This window comes from Kribbella sp. DT2 (assembly GCF_049844575.1).
In the GTDB taxonomy this organism is placed as follows: domain Bacteria; phylum Actinomycetota; class Actinomycetes; order Propionibacteriales; family Kribbellaceae; genus Kribbella.
In genome coordinates this window covers 364,921-377,623 of sequence record NZ_JBNCLH010000002.1, presented here as the reverse complement: position 1 = coordinate 377,623, position 12,703 = coordinate 364,921, and the positions used below count along the sequence as shown (strand labels likewise).

12 protein-coding genes are annotated in these 12,703 nt (G+C 70.3%); 6 read left to right on the top strand and 6 right to left on the bottom strand.

Going from position 1 to position 12,703, the window contains the following annotated elements; all coding sequences use genetic code 11:
* The first annotated feature begins 7 nt into the window (after window positions 1–7).
* The 3 genes from ACLQ2O_RS10595 to ACLQ2O_RS10585 are packed head-to-tail and all read left to right on the top strand — an operon-like array spanning window position 8 to window position 2,503.
* Window positions 8–925, top strand: a complete 918-nt coding sequence (locus tag ACLQ2O_RS10595) for an ABC transporter ATP-binding protein (protein WP_425829809.1) — start codon at window positions 8–10, stop codon at window positions 923–925.
* Window positions 915–1,760, top strand: a complete 846-nt coding sequence (locus ACLQ2O_RS10590) for an ABC transporter permease subunit (RefSeq protein WP_425829807.1) — start codon at window positions 915–917, stop codon at window positions 1,758–1,760. The genes ACLQ2O_RS10595 and ACLQ2O_RS10590 overlap by 11 nt, the downstream gene beginning before the upstream one ends.
* A 2-nt stretch (window positions 1,761–1,762) precedes the next feature.
* Window positions 1,763–2,503: a PIG-L deacetylase family protein gene (locus tag ACLQ2O_RS10585; RefSeq protein ID WP_425829805.1), complete on the top strand. Its 741-nt coding sequence runs from the start codon at window positions 1,763–1,765 to the stop codon at window positions 2,501–2,503.
* Here ACLQ2O_RS10585 and ACLQ2O_RS10580 read toward each other — a convergent pair.
* The 6 genes from ACLQ2O_RS10580 to ACLQ2O_RS10555 form a co-directional block, all read right to left on the bottom strand.
* On the bottom strand, window positions 2,500–3,771 hold the full coding sequence (locus ACLQ2O_RS10580) for a glycoside hydrolase family 125 protein (protein ID WP_425829803.1): 1,272 nt from the start codon (window positions 3,769–3,771) through the stop codon (window positions 2,500–2,502). The genes ACLQ2O_RS10585 and ACLQ2O_RS10580 overlap by 4 nt on opposite strands.
* Before the next feature lie 31 nt (window positions 3,772–3,802).
* Window positions 3,803–5,200 (bottom strand): ROK family transcriptional regulator, encoded by a 1,398-nt coding sequence (locus ACLQ2O_RS10575; protein WP_425829801.1) that lies wholly within the window; start codon window positions 5,198–5,200, stop codon window positions 3,803–3,805.
* Window positions 5,201–5,212: 12 nt separating this feature from the next.
* The gene (locus tag ACLQ2O_RS10570; protein WP_425829799.1) at window positions 5,213–6,781 is read right to left on the bottom strand and encodes a hypothetical protein; all 1,569 of its coding nucleotides are present in this window, start codon (window positions 6,779–6,781) and stop codon (window positions 5,213–5,215) included.
* A 24-nt stretch (window positions 6,782–6,805) separates the two neighbouring features.
* The gene (locus ACLQ2O_RS10565) at window positions 6,806–7,828 is read right to left on the bottom strand and encodes a hypothetical protein (protein WP_425829797.1); all 1,023 of its coding nucleotides are present in this window, start codon (window positions 7,826–7,828) and stop codon (window positions 6,806–6,808) included.
* Window positions 7,829–7,876: 48 nt separating this feature from the next.
* Window positions 7,877–9,067 carry a cysteine desulfurase-like protein gene (locus ACLQ2O_RS10560; RefSeq protein WP_425829795.1) on the bottom strand — a complete coding sequence of 397 codons (1,191 nt, stop codon included), beginning with the start codon at window positions 9,065–9,067 and terminating at the stop codon, window positions 7,877–7,879.
* Between the two features lie 383 nt (window positions 9,068–9,450).
* A complete protein-coding gene (locus tag ACLQ2O_RS10555) occupies window positions 9,451–9,822 on the bottom strand; it encodes a winged helix-turn-helix transcriptional regulator (protein WP_425829793.1) in 372 nt (123 codons plus the stop codon).
* A 95-nt stretch (window positions 9,823–9,917) separates the two neighbouring features.
* On the opposite strand from ACLQ2O_RS10555, the gene ACLQ2O_RS10550 reads away from it, so the two are divergent.
* The 3 genes from ACLQ2O_RS10550 to ACLQ2O_RS10540 all read left to right on the top strand — a co-directional run bounded on the left by ACLQ2O_RS10550 (window position 9,918) and on the right by ACLQ2O_RS10540 (window position 12,694).
* Entirely contained in the window at window positions 9,918–10,709 is a 792-nt protein-coding gene (locus ACLQ2O_RS10550) for an SDR family oxidoreductase (RefSeq protein WP_425829791.1), read from the top strand.
* A 74-nt stretch (window positions 10,710–10,783) separates the two neighbouring features.
* Window positions 10,784–11,779, top strand: a complete 996-nt coding sequence (locus tag ACLQ2O_RS10545) for a DMT family transporter (protein WP_425829789.1) — start codon at window positions 10,784–10,786, stop codon at window positions 11,777–11,779.
* An 81-nt stretch (window positions 11,780–11,860) separates the two neighbouring features.
* A complete protein-coding gene (locus ACLQ2O_RS10540) occupies window positions 11,861–12,694 on the top strand; it encodes a phosphotransferase enzyme family protein (RefSeq protein ID WP_425829787.1) in 834 nt (277 codons plus the stop codon).
* Window positions 12,695–12,703: the final 9 nt, after the last annotated feature.

Genomic DNA, 12,703 nt, shown 5'->3' with positions numbered 1-12,703 from the left:
TCGGGGTATGGAAACGACAGCTGCCCCGATGGTTCAGGTGCACGGCCTGACCAAGCGCTACGGCGACACCCTCGCGGTCGACGGTGTCGATCTGGAGGTCCGGCCCGGTGAGGTCTACGGGTTCCTCGGACCCAACGGTGCCGGCAAGACGACGACCCTGCGGATCCTGACGGGGCTGATCGCTCCGACCAGTGGAAGCGTCGAGGTGCTCGGCGGTGCGCCCGGGCAGGCGAAGGTGCTGGCGCGGACTGGTTCGATGATCGAGTCGCCCGCGTTCTACCCGTACCTGTCGGGGCTCGACAATCTGCGACTGCTTGCCGAGTACGCCGAGGTGCCGCGCGCCCGGGTGCGCGAAGTGCTCGAGCTGGTCGATCTCGCCGGCCGGGCGAAGGACCGCTTCTCGACGTACTCGCTGGGCATGAAGCAGCGGCTCGGCGTCGCGGCGGCGTTGCTCAAGGACCCGGAGCTGGTGATCCTCGACGAGCCGACCAACGGGCTCGACCCGGCCGGGATGCGGGACATGCGCCGGCTGATCCGCGAACTCGGGTCGGACGGGCGGACCGTGGTGCTGTCGAGCCATCTGCTCGGCGAGGTCCAGCAGGTCTGCGACCGGGTCGGCATCATCAACGCCGGCCGGATGGTCGCCGAGCACGACGTCGACGAGCTGCGCGGGCAGCAGGAGCTGGTGATCCGCGCGATCCCGCTGGAGAGCGCTCACTCGGTGCTCCGGGACGTTCTCGGCGCCGACGCGGTGCACCTGTACGACGACACGCTGCGCGCCAAGGTCTCACCGGATCGCGCGGCCGAGCTCAACCGCCTGCTGGTGCACGCGGACGTCGCGGTGTCCGAGCTGCGTAGTACGGAGAGAGCGCTCGAGGACGTGTTCTTCGAGCTGACCACGGAGGAGAAGACCAATGCTGGGTAGTTATCGCGCCGAGCTGATCAAGCTGCGAAAGCGGTCGGCCGTCTGGGTGCTACTCGGGGCCGGTCTCGTGCTGAGCCTCATCTTCGGGTACGTGCTGCCGTATGTCGGCTACCTCACCGGCGACGACAATCCGCAGACCAACGGCGTCCCGCGGGTCGAGGTGCTGCGCGGCGTACTGCCGGAACGCGTGCTGGACAACACGATCGGCGGGTTCCCGGTCTTCGCGGGGGCGCTCGCGCTCGTGCTCGGGGCGATCGTGGTCGGTGGGGAGTACACGTGGGGCACGTTGAAGACCGTGCTCACCCAGCGGCCGGGGCGGCTGGCTGTGCTCGGCGGGCAGTTCCTCGGGTTGTTCACGCTGGTCGCGGTCTGGGTGCTCGGGATCTTCGTGGCCTGTGCGCTCTGCAGTGTCGGGATCGCGGCGGCCGAGGGTGGGTCGATGGCCTGGCCGGGTGTGCTGGAGATCGTCGAGGCGCTGGCCGGTGGGTGGTTGGTGCTGACGATGTGGTGTCTCGCGGGCGCGGTGCTGGCTGTTGCCTTCCGCAACGTTGCGCTGCCGATCGGGCTCGGGGTGGTGTGGATCCTCGGGATCGAGACGCTGTTGGCGGGGGTGGCGAGCAGCCTGCTGCCGGACCTGGAGGTGCTCACGGATGCGTTGCCGGGGGCAAATGCCGGGGCGCTGGTGTTCAGCGTGACGGGGATGGTCGCGGCGGACGCGCCGCCTGGGGTGCGGGATGCCGTGGGCGGAGGGCGGGCGCTGGCGACGTTGGCGGCGTACGGTCTGGTGTTCGCGGGGCTGGCGATGTTCACGACCCGACGGCGTGATGTCGTGTAGGTGTGAGGACAGCGCTGGTGGTGCACGCCCATCCGGACGACGAGGTGTTCGCGACGGGAGCGGCGACGATCGCGCTCTCCGACGCGGGCTGGCGGGTCGTGCTGCGGGTCGCCACGGGTGGAGAGGCTTCGGAGGATCCGGCGCTGGGCGAGATCGCGGCTCGGCGCCTCAGGAGCGAGAAGCTGAGCCGGTCGTGCGAGTTGCTGGGGATCGCCGAGTGGGGCTGGCTCGGCGAGTGGGTGGACCGCGGCGGGGCCGGGCCGGGGACCGTTGCCGACGAGGAGAGCGCGGTCTTGGCCGACGCCGTACGGCGGGCGCTGGGTGAGGTGCGGCCGGAGCTGGTGCTGACCGTCGGGAGCGATGGGCTGACCGGGCATCCGGATCATGTGGCGATCGGGGCGGCTGTGCGGGAGGCCGCGGACGGTGTGTTGGGAGCTCGGGTGAGGGCGGCGGACGTCGCCGCGGCTCAGGATCGATTGAAGAAGTACGCAGGTGAGCGGCAAGTGGGTTCGGGGCGGGTGGTGGGGGTTGGGGACGAGGTCGTGCTGGAGGAGATCCCCGCCAGTGGGTGGGGAGAGGTGGAGGAGCGTCGGCGACAGGCGCTGGATGTCTACCGGGCAGGCCTCGGAACGCTGCCGCTCGAGGACGTCATCGAACAAGGAGGACGGCTCGGGGACTCGGTGCTGCTGCGAGCCGTCCTCGATGTCGCTGGGTGGGACCAGGACCTGTTCGAGCGCGGCTAGAGCCGGCGCCCGGCGTGGGCGAGGGCCAGCTCGCAGAACATCGCGTTGGCCCAGGAGAACCACTCGCGGGTGTACTGGTTGGGGTCGTCGACGTGGAAGCCCTCGTGCATCTGGCCGGTGCCGCCGGTGGTGTCGCGCAGGGTCTCGAGGATCTGCGCGCGCTCCTCGGTCGAGGTCGCGGTGAGGCCCTGGACGGCCAGCGCGATGTGCCAGATGTAGTTCGGCGGGGTGTGCGGGCTGCCGATGCCGGACGCGTGCGTACCGCTGTAGTAGTACGGGTTGTCGGGGCTCAACAGCAGCTTGCGGGTCGCCAGGTACGTCGGGTCGTCGATCACGGCGTACCCGCTCAGTGGCGCGGACAGCAGGCTCGGCATGTTCGCGTCGTCCATCAGCAACCGCTCCCCCGCGCCGTCCACCTCGTACGCGAACACCCGCCCGTACGTCGGGTGGTCGACCGTGCCGTGCTGCGAGATGCCCTCGTCGATGCCGACCCGCAGCTCCTTGGCGCGGGCGCCGAGCGCCGGGTCGCCGAGCACCTCGGTCGCGATCACCTCGACGTACCCGAGCACGACCGAGGCGAACATGTTGCCGGGCACGTTGAACCCGTGCTCGGTCGCGTCGTCGCTCGGCCGGAAAGCGCTCCACGACATGCCCGTCGGCTGCGTCCACCGGCCGCGGCCCTCGCGGACCAGCGTGTCGGTGACCGGTTCGCCGTGCCGCTCGAACCGGTACGGCGACCGCGCCTCGTGGTCGAGCTCGACGGTCCACAGATCGAGCGTCGCGATCGCAGCGGCGCGGAAGCGCTCGTCGATCACGTCGTCGCGGCCAGTGATCTTCCACAGCTTGTACGCCAGGTCGAGCGGGAAGCACAGCGAGTCGATCTCGTACTTGCGCTCCCACACCCACGGCGACATCTCGGTCAGGTCGCTGGTGTGACCGGCGCCGTTGGCCTCGCGGTTGAAGGCGTTCGCGTACGGGTCGAGCGCGACGTACTCCAGCTGCCGGTGCAGTACGCCGATCAGCACGTCCTGCAAGCCGGGGTCGTCGGCGCAGAGCACCAGGTACGGGCGGAGCTGGGCGGCGGAGTCGCGCAGCCACATCGCCGGGATGTCGCCGGTCAGCACGAACGTCGTACCGTCGTCGAGCCGTTCGGCCACGGCGGTGAGGTTCTGCGCCATCGACTGCTGGAACATCGTCGCGATCACCGGGTCGCCGGTGGCCTGGCGGATCTCCTCGGTCGCGCGGGCCAGCACGTCGGGGTCGATCATCAACACTTCACCTTTCAGCGGGACCGGATTCTCATCGGGCAGTATTCACGGCGGGCGCCGGACGGGATCCGGAGGGAGCGCTCTCCGGGGGTCCGAGCAGCAGGACGGACGGGTTCGGGGAGAAGGTGTGGTCGAGTACCAGGCTGGCGGCACCGACCGCGCCGACGTCGGCGCCGAGCGCCGTACCGGCGACGTCGAAGGGGTGCACGGAACGGACCAGGAAGCGCTCTCTGAGCGTTTCCCGGACGGCGTCGCCGAAGAACGGGGCGAGCCGGTCCCAGTGCGGTCCGCCGAAGACGACGCGTTCCAGGTCGAGCAGGTTCGCGATGTCCTCGACGACCTTCGCGATCCGGGCGGCCAGCGCGGTGACGATCTCGCGGGCCGCGCCCGGTGCCTGCTGGGCTCGGGTGCAGAGATCGGCGAAGGCGACGTCGACGGCGTGGCGGTCGTCAAGATCGATGCCTTGGGCAATCACTCCGGCGTGGACGGCCTGCTGGACGAGGTACCGGGGCTGACTGGTCTCGCCGACGCAGCCCCGGCGGCCGCAGAAGCAGAGCGGGCCGTCGGGGTCGACGATCACGTGGCCGATCTCGCCGACGTTGCCCGACGTACCGCGGACGACCTCGTCGCCGATCACCAGGCCGGCGCCGACGCCGGTGCCGAGGTAGAAGAACACGAAGCTGCCGCGGCCGTTCGGGCCGCCGGCCCACTTCTCGGCGGAGGCCGCGGCGGTGACGTCCTTGTCGAGCAGGACGGGAAGGCCGGTGCGGTCGCGGAGGGCGTCGCGCAAGGGGACTCGGTGCCAGGCGGTGAGATTGGGTGGGTCGACGACTGCGCCACGGGCGACGTCGACCGGACCTGGGGTCGCAATGCCGAGGCCGACCACGCGGTCGCGGGGTGCGCCGGCTTCGGCGATGACCTGCTCGACCATCGCGGCGATACCGCCGATGAGCGCGTTGGGCTCGTCGGGGGAACTGTGAGCGGCAGGAAGGTCCGGGGAAGCGGCAGGCGTGGAAGACTCGGCGGAGGCGGCGACGACCTCGGTCGCCGCTCGGCGGCGGGCGACGACCTCGCCGGTGAGATCCAGTACGACGACGGTGACGACCGCCGGGTCGAGGTGCACGCCGACGGCGTACTGGCCGGTGGGCTCGAGCTCGAGTTGGGTGCGGGGCTTGCCGAGGCCCGCGTTCTTCTGGCGGCCGGCCTCGCGGACCAGGCCGGCGTCGAGCAGGCGGCGGGTGATGTTGGAGATGGCCTGGCCGGACAGTCCGGTCGCGGCGGCGAGCTCGACCCGGCTCAGGAGCTGCTCGGCGCGACGGATCGCGTCCAGCACGACGCTGTCGTTGAATCCTCCGACACGATCGAGATTCGTACCCCGGCGGACCACGGCCGACGGCTGCTCGGTGCTCACCACTCCCCCTGTCCTCACGCCGCGCTCACCTCACCCGGACACCGGGTCCGCGCCCCACGGCAGCGACCAGTCGTAGTGGACGGTGCCCCCGCTGGTCCCCCACGTGTTCGGCGTCGTGTTCACGAGCCAGTCCAGCGGTTCGATCCGGTCACCACCACTGAGCGCCAACCGTATACCGTCGCCGAGGTCCCGATCGGCCCGCGCGGTCCGTGCGGACGGATCGACGGAGACGAAGAGAGCGCTCCCTGAGCGAGCCACGAGATCGAGGAACCGCGCGTTCAGCTCCCACGGCGTCTGCGGCGTGCACGGCACGCAGTCCGCGTCGAGCGTGAAGAACCGCCGGTGCTGCGGCAACCGGAAGGCGAGCGAGTTGATGCCCATCTTGCGGGTCCGCTCCCAGTCGCGGCCGGACGTGTCGTCACCACTGCGCTGTACGTCGACCAGCCCGGCCGCCAGGTGCCCGACGGTGTTGCAGCCGATCAGCACCAGGTCCCCGGCGGCGTCCCGGATCACGCGGTAGAAGTCGAGCACGATCTCGGCGGTCGTCCGGGTCGGATCGTGGAACTGCCAGCCCGCGTTGGTCAGCCGCGCGCCCATCGCCGGACCGAAGCGGCCGAACACGTCGTACGTGCTGAAGTCGTGCTTCACCAGCTCGAACCCCCACGACCGGAACCGTTGCAGGTCACCGCGGACCAGGTCGAGGACCTCCGGGTACGTCGGGTCGAGTGCGCGTCCCGGAGCTTCACCACCGAGAGGGTGTCCCCACGGACCGGTCTCACGGGACAGCAACGGGCGGAACCACAGTCCCGGCCGCGCGCCGAGCTGCTTGACCGCGGCGGCGGTCGCGGCCAGGTCGTCGAACAGCCCCGGGATCCCGCTCTCCCAGGGACCGCCGGAACCGTTGCCGCCCGGGTTCCAGCCGTCGTCGACGACGCTGAACGGCTTGACCGGGTGGCCGTCGGCCAGCTCGACGATCGTGGCGGCGTCCTGAAGGACCGCCTTCTCGTCGAAGCTTTCGCCGTACGCGTAGTACCAGTTGTTCGCGCCGACGACCGGGCCGATGTCGGGTCGCTCCGGCAGGTGCGCGCTCATCGCTTCGGTCGCCGCTTCGAGCGTCTTCCACGGCGTACCGGCGTCGGCGAACTCCCGTACGACGGCCGCCGTCAGGCGACGCCCGTCGAGCTGGGTCGGGCCGCCGCCGTTGCGGAGGTCGAGCCAGAGGGTGACGCCGGTGCGGTCGACGGTCCACGAGCAGAAGGCGCCGGGGTGGACGTCGACGCCCATGCCGGTGGTCACGGCGGTCTGCTGGTCGTGGGCCAGCCAGTACCACGGGAGCAGGCGCTCGGGCTGCAGATGGCGCCACTGCAGATCGCCGTACGAGCGCTCCCAGGCGTCGCCGAGAACCAGCGCGTTCTCCGGGAGAGCGCGCTCCCAGCGGAGCGCGACGCGGGAGATCGCGGCCGCCGTGACGGTGACCTGGCCGTCGTCCGACCAGGTCACCTCAGCCGCCTGAGCAGTCCAGCGGTGGCCGTCGCGGGTTGCCTCGACCAGCCCGTCGGCCGAGGCGAGCTGGACAAAGACGTGAGTGGGTTCGTTCACCTGCGCGAATTTACCCCACAGACTTTAGTAAGTCTTGTAGTAGACGAGTTCTCCCGATTCTCCCGAGGCGGCACCTTCGCTCGGGATGAAGAGCGTGAAGACCAGGGCGGGAGCGCCGTTCGGAGCGCGGAGAGCGCTCACCGTGGGGTTCGCGAACGCCGTACTGCCGCCGTCGGTGCGGATCGTCGTCTGGTCGGCGTTGCCCGTTTGGTAGTCGTGGACGAAAGTGCGCCACGAGCCGAAGTCGCCCTTGGTGAACTGGCCCTCGATCAGGCCGAAGCTGAGGTCGCGGAAGGTGACCTGGTCGCGGTCGCCGATGTTGCCGCCGACGTTCCAGTGCAGCAGGGCGTTGTCGAAGTTCGGCTGCGCCGAGGTCGTCCAGGAGTTGAAGTTGGTCAGCGTGCCGCGCTGCTGGCGGTCGCGGTCGCAGTTCCACCAGAAGTGGCCGCCGAGATCGATCGTGGAGTGGTCGATGTCCGGGGAGAGCGTGACCTTGTAGATGTTCGGCGTGCCCTCGGCGCAGGACGAGAGGCGTCGCGGCGCGTCGAACGAACGGGCGACCTGGCCGGCCAGCAGGTCGGCGCGGTTCGCGTAGTAGCGGAAGGCGAGATGGTTGTCGCCTCCCCCTGCTTTCTCCTGTTCCCAGGCGAGAACGAAGCCGCCGTTCGAGGCCTGCGCGATGGTGGGCTGGGAGGCGGGGCCGCTGTTGCTGCCGGCAAGCTCTCGCTCCCAGTGCCAGTTGAGGAGATCGGTCGACGTGGCCAGGTTGACGCGGAAGTGGCCGTCGGGTGCGAGGTGGTGGGAGACGGCCAGGTAGCCGCCGGTGGTGTCCTGGATGATCTTGACGGTGTCCATCACGTGGCCGGCGTCGTCGCGGGTGTTGTAGCGCTTGCCGGTGGCACCGGCAACGTTCTCGAGCATTCCGCGGAGCTCGGCACGGGCCGGGTCCGAGGGTGCTGCCGCGGGAGCTGCGTCGGCTGGAGAGGTCAGAGCAGTGGCGAGTACGGCGGCCGCGAGGGCGGCGAAAAGCATCGGTTTGGTCGGCATGGGGCGGTGCCTCCTTTGGTCGTCAGGAGGCTTCCCCGCCCCGCGCCGTCAGGAAACCAGGCGCTCGACCGCTTCGACCAGGCGGTCGACGTCCGACTGGTTCGTGTACGGCGCGAGCCCGGCGCGGGTGGCGCCGGTGTCACCAAGGCCGAGGTGCCGTGAGGTCTCGATCGCGTAGAACGAACCCGACGGCGCGTTCACGCCGTACTCGGCGAGCTTGGCCGAGACCGCGACCGGCTCGTGCCCGGCGACGCTGAACAGGATCGTCGGCGTACGGCGCTGGGCCCTGCCGTGCAGGGTGATCGCGTCGATCGCTCCCAGGCGGTACTCGAGCTCGGCGCGGAGCGAGTCCTCGTGGATCTCCAGCAGCACGAGAGAACTCAGCAACCGCTCTCTCCGGGTTTCTCCCACTCCCCCGAGACCGGCGATGAAGTCGATCGCGGCGGTGGTTCCGGCGAGCAGCTCGTACGGCAGGGTGCCGAGCTCGAAACGCTCCGGGACGGCGTTGCTGGACGGGAGAAGCTTGTCCGGCTGGAGGGTTTCGAGCAGCGTCGGCTTGGCCGAGACGACGCCGCAGTGCGGGCCGAAGAACTTGTACGGCGAACACGCGTAGAAGTCGGCGATCGAGGTGTCGATCGGCGAGTGGGCGGTGAGGTGCACGCCGTCGACGTACAGGTAGGCGTTGGTCGTCCGGACCGCGGCGGCGATCGCGTCGAGGTCGGGACGGGTGCCGAGCAGGTTCGAGGCCGCGGTGACGGCGACGAGCTTGGTGCGGGACGAGAGCAGCGGGGTGAGGTCGTCGAGCTCGGAGGTCGCGGGATCGAAGTCGAGCCAGCGGACGATCGCGCCGACCGCCTCTGCGGCCTGCACCCACGGGCGGACGTTCGCGTCGTGGTCGAGGCGGGTGACGATCACCTCGTCACCCGGCGACCAGGTCTTGGCGAGGGTGCGGGCGAAGTCGTAGGTCAGCTGGGTCATGCTGCGGCCGAAGACGATTCCACCTGGGTCCGAGCCGAGAAGGTCGGCCATTGCTTGGCGCGCCTCGACGACGATCTTGTCGGCGCGGCGTTCGGCCGGGGTGAGCTGGCCGCGGTTGGCGAGGGCGGAGGTCATGGTGCCGGCGACGGCGTCGGCCACCGGTTGTGGAGTCTGGGAGCCGCCGGGGCCGTCGAAGTGCGCGGCGCCTTCGTTCAGCGCCGGGAACTGCTTGCGGACCGCATCCACGTCGAAGTCGGGCATGGGGACATCCTTGCTTGCCGGAGGGAAGAGAGCGAGAGGTGCTGCCGGCGGTGATGCGGCCGGGAAGGTCGCGGGGGCTGAGGTCGCTGCGGCCGGAAAGAAGAAAGAGGAAGTTGCAGGTGCGGCGGGGCGGGAGCGGGAGCAGAGCGAGAGGTGCTGCCGGCGGTGATGCGGCCGGAAAGGCCGCGAGGGCTGAGGTCGCTGCGGCCGGAAAGAAGAAAGAGGAAGTTGCAGGTGCGGCGGGGCGGGAGCGGGAGCAGAGCGGGAGCGGGAGCGGGAGCGGGACCGGGAGCGGGAGCGGGAGCGGGAGCGGGAGCGGGAGCGGGACCGGGAGCGGGAGCGGGAGCGGAGTGGGGGCAGGAGCAGGAGTGGGAGCGCGCGGGTCAGGGGCGGGGGCGGTCGCTGTCGTCGTAGGTCGCGCGGTGGGTGTCGACGGCGGGGAGGTTGGTCTTGGCCCAGTCGGCGAGGTTGGCGAAGAGGGGGGCCAGGGTCAGGCCGAGGGGGCTGATCTCGTACTCGACTCGCGGCGGGACCTCGCGGTGGTAGGTGCGGACGACCAGGCCGTCGCGCTCCAGCTGGCGCAGGCGCTGGGTGAGGACCTTCGGCGTGATCGAGTCGATGCGGCGTTCCAGCTCGACGAAGCGCTGGCGGCCGTACTCGTTCAGCGACCACAGGATCGGCGTGGTCCAGCGGCTGAACACGATGTCGACCACGGGAGCGATCGGGCACGCGAGCTCGGGCGTGACGTCGGTCACCAGACCCCCTTTCGGCCAGTACTTTCTCCTAGGTACCTACTATCACGAGGACAGTAGCGTCTCTACCAGTTCCCCCGCAGAGACTGGAGTACGACGTGATCGTGGTGACCGGAGCAACTGGAAACATCGGACGGCCGCTGGTGCGAGCCCTCGCCGCCGCCGGCGAAGAAGTGACCGCGGTGTCGCGGAAGGCGGCGGACCTGCCGGCCGGCGTACGGCATCAGGCGGTCGACCTGGCCGACCTGGATCTGACCGGCGCGAACGCGCTCTTCCTGCTGCTGCCGGGCGGCCGGTCCGACGCGGACGGGTTCGTGGCCAAAGCACAGGCTGCCGGCGTACGGCGGATCGTGCTGGTCTCGTCGCAAGGTGTCGGCACCGGCCGCCACCCCGCCGGGACCGAGGACGCGGTCAAGGCGTCGGGCCTGGAGTGGAGCATCCTGCGGCCGGGCGGGTTCCAGAGCAACACGCTCGGCTGGAGCCAGTCGGTGCGGGAGCACCGCACGGTCGAGGCGCCGTACGGCGAGATCGCGCTCCCTCAGATCCACCCGGCGGACATCGCGGAGGTCGGCGCGGTCGCGCTGCTCGATCCCGGGCACGGGACGACCTGGGAGTTGACCGGGCCGGAGGCGGTGTCCCCGCGGCAGCAGACCGAGCTAATCGCGGCGGCGCTCGGTGAGCCGGTGCAGTTCGTGGAGCTGACCCGGGAGAGCGCGAGAGAGCGCTTCCTGCGGTTCTTGCCGGAGCAGGTCGCGGACAGCACGCTCGACATTCTCGGCTACCCGACGGAGGTCGAGCAGGCGGTCAGCGGCGACGTGGAGCGCGTTCTCGGCCGGCCCGCCCGCGGGTACGCCGACTGGCTGAGCGAGCACCTCGACGCGTTCCGCTGAGTTCAGCGGCCAGATCCTGCCCAATTTCGGGCCAAAAGCGGAAAATGTCGTCGGCGTACTGCAGGATGTCAGGAGTGAGCACCTTGACGACTCCTGACAAGCCGCCGGTCCGGGCCTGGCTTCCCACCATGTTGACGCTGGCCGCGATCTGGGGCTGCAGCTTCCTGTTCATCTCGGTCGGCGTGCGCGAGCTGCACCCGATGTACCTCGCCCTCGGGCGGGTGCTCGCCGGGTCCGCCGTCCTGCTGGTGATCCTGGCGGTCAAGCGGGAAGCGCTCCCCCGCGATCCCCGCCTGTGGGCTCACACCTTCGTGATCGGCGCGATCGGCTCGGCGGTCCCGTGGACGCTCTTCGGGTACGGCGAGCAGCGCGTCCCCTCGCTGCTGGCCGGCATCTGGAACGGCATCACCCCACTGGTCGTGCTGCCGGTCGCCGTCCTGGTGTTCCGGACGGAGAAGTTCACCGCGCAGCGCGTGGCCGGGCTGCTGATCGGGTTCCTCGGGATGCTCGTCGTGCTCGGCGCCTGGAACATCGAGGGCGGCGCGGACCTGACCGGCCAGCTGCTCTGCATGGCGGCCGCCGTCTGTTACGGCCTCGCCGTCCCGTACCAGAAGCGGTTTGTTGCCGGGAGCACCGTTTCCGGCACCGCACTGTCCGCGAGCTTGTTGCTCTGCGCAACGTTCCAGCTGGCGATCGTCGCGCCGATCGTCACCCGGGCGGCGCCGCCGATGCCGTGGACGCTGTCGCCGGAGGTCGTCGGCAGCGTGCTCGCGCTCGGCGGGCTGGGCAGCGGGATCGCGTTCGTGCTCAGCATGCGCAACATCCGGCTGATCGGCGCCAGCATGTCGTCGATGGTGACCTACCTGATGCCGATCTTCGCGATCGCGGTCGGCGTACTGGTCCTGGACGAGCACCTGACCTGGTACCAGCCGGTCGGCGCGCTCGTGGTGCTCACCGGAGTCGCGGTGTCGCAGGGCGTCGTACGGCGTCCGGCGCGTTCGGGGCGTCCAGGCCGTTCGGGCCGCAAGCCGAAGAAGCCGCTGCAGCCCGAGGTCGCGCCGGTCCCCTGAAAATTGCCGCGCGCACCGGAGCAACCTCTGCCAGGATCGGGCTGCCGCCGAACCCTCGGCGCGCGCCTGGAGAGGGGCACCATGCACGAAGCAGAGACCCAGCGTGCGGTGACCGCAGCCCGGGCGATCGCCTCGTCGCTCGGACTGTCGGTCGAGGACGCGATCGTTCTCAACAACTCGAACAAGCTCGCCCTGCGACTGGTGCCGTGCGAGGTCATGGCCCGGGTGGCGCCCATCGACGAGCAGAACGCACAGTTCGAGATCGACCTCGCGCAGCACCTCGCCGACGTCGGCAGCCCTGTCGCCGCGCTCGAGCCTCGCGTCGAGCCGCTGGTCTACGAACGAGACGGCTTCGCGGTCACGCTGTGGACGTACTACGCGACCGAGACGCCCGTCTCGCCGGCCGTCTTCGCCGAGGCGCTCGAGCAGCTGCACGCCGGCATGCGCAAACTCGACGACCCGGCACCGCGCTACCTGGATCGGGTCGAGGAAGCGCAGCAGCTCCTCGCGGACCGCGACAGCACGCCGGAGCTCCCCGACGCGGAGCGTGAACTGCTCAGCACCACGTTGCGAAACCTGAAGCAGGCCATCGCCGAGCGTCATCCCGCGGAGCAGCTCCTGCACGGCGAACCCCACCCGGGCAACATCCTCAACACCGAGGCCGGACCGCTGTTCATCGACCTCGAGACCTGCTGCCGCGGGCCTGTCGAGTTCGACCTCGCTCATGCTCCGGAAGAGGTCAGCGAGCACTACCCGGACCTCGACCAGGACCTGCTCCGCGACTGCCGCATCCTGATGCTGGCCATCATCATCACGTGGCGCTGGGACAAGGCCGACCAGCTCCCCGACGGCCGCCGGCTGGCCGCCGAATGGCTGGCCCAGCTGCGGACGGCGCTCGCCCAGCCGCACGGCTGAGACACCGCA

Coding starts and splice junctions, on each gene's coding strand:
- ACLQ2O_RS10595 (WP_425829809.1), top strand. CDS start 8: ATGGAAACGACAGCTGCCCCGATGGTTCAGGTGCACGGCCTGACCAAG.
- ACLQ2O_RS10590 (WP_425829807.1), top strand. CDS start 915: ATGCTGGGTAGTTATCGCGCCGAGCTGATCAAGCTGCGAAAGCGGTCG.
- ACLQ2O_RS10580 (WP_425829803.1), bottom strand. CDS start 3,771: ATGATCGACCCCGACGTGCTGGCCCGCGCGACCGAGGAGATCCGCCAG.
- ACLQ2O_RS10565 (WP_425829797.1), bottom strand. CDS start 7,828: ATGCCGACCAAACCGATGCTTTTCGCCGCCCTCGCGGCCGCCGTACTC.
- ACLQ2O_RS10560 (WP_425829795.1), bottom strand. CDS start 9,067: ATGCCCGACTTCGACGTGGATGCGGTCCGCAAGCAGTTCCCGGCGCTG.
- ACLQ2O_RS10540 (WP_425829787.1), top strand. CDS start 11,861: ATGCACGAAGCAGAGACCCAGCGTGCGGTGACCGCAGCCCGGGCGATC.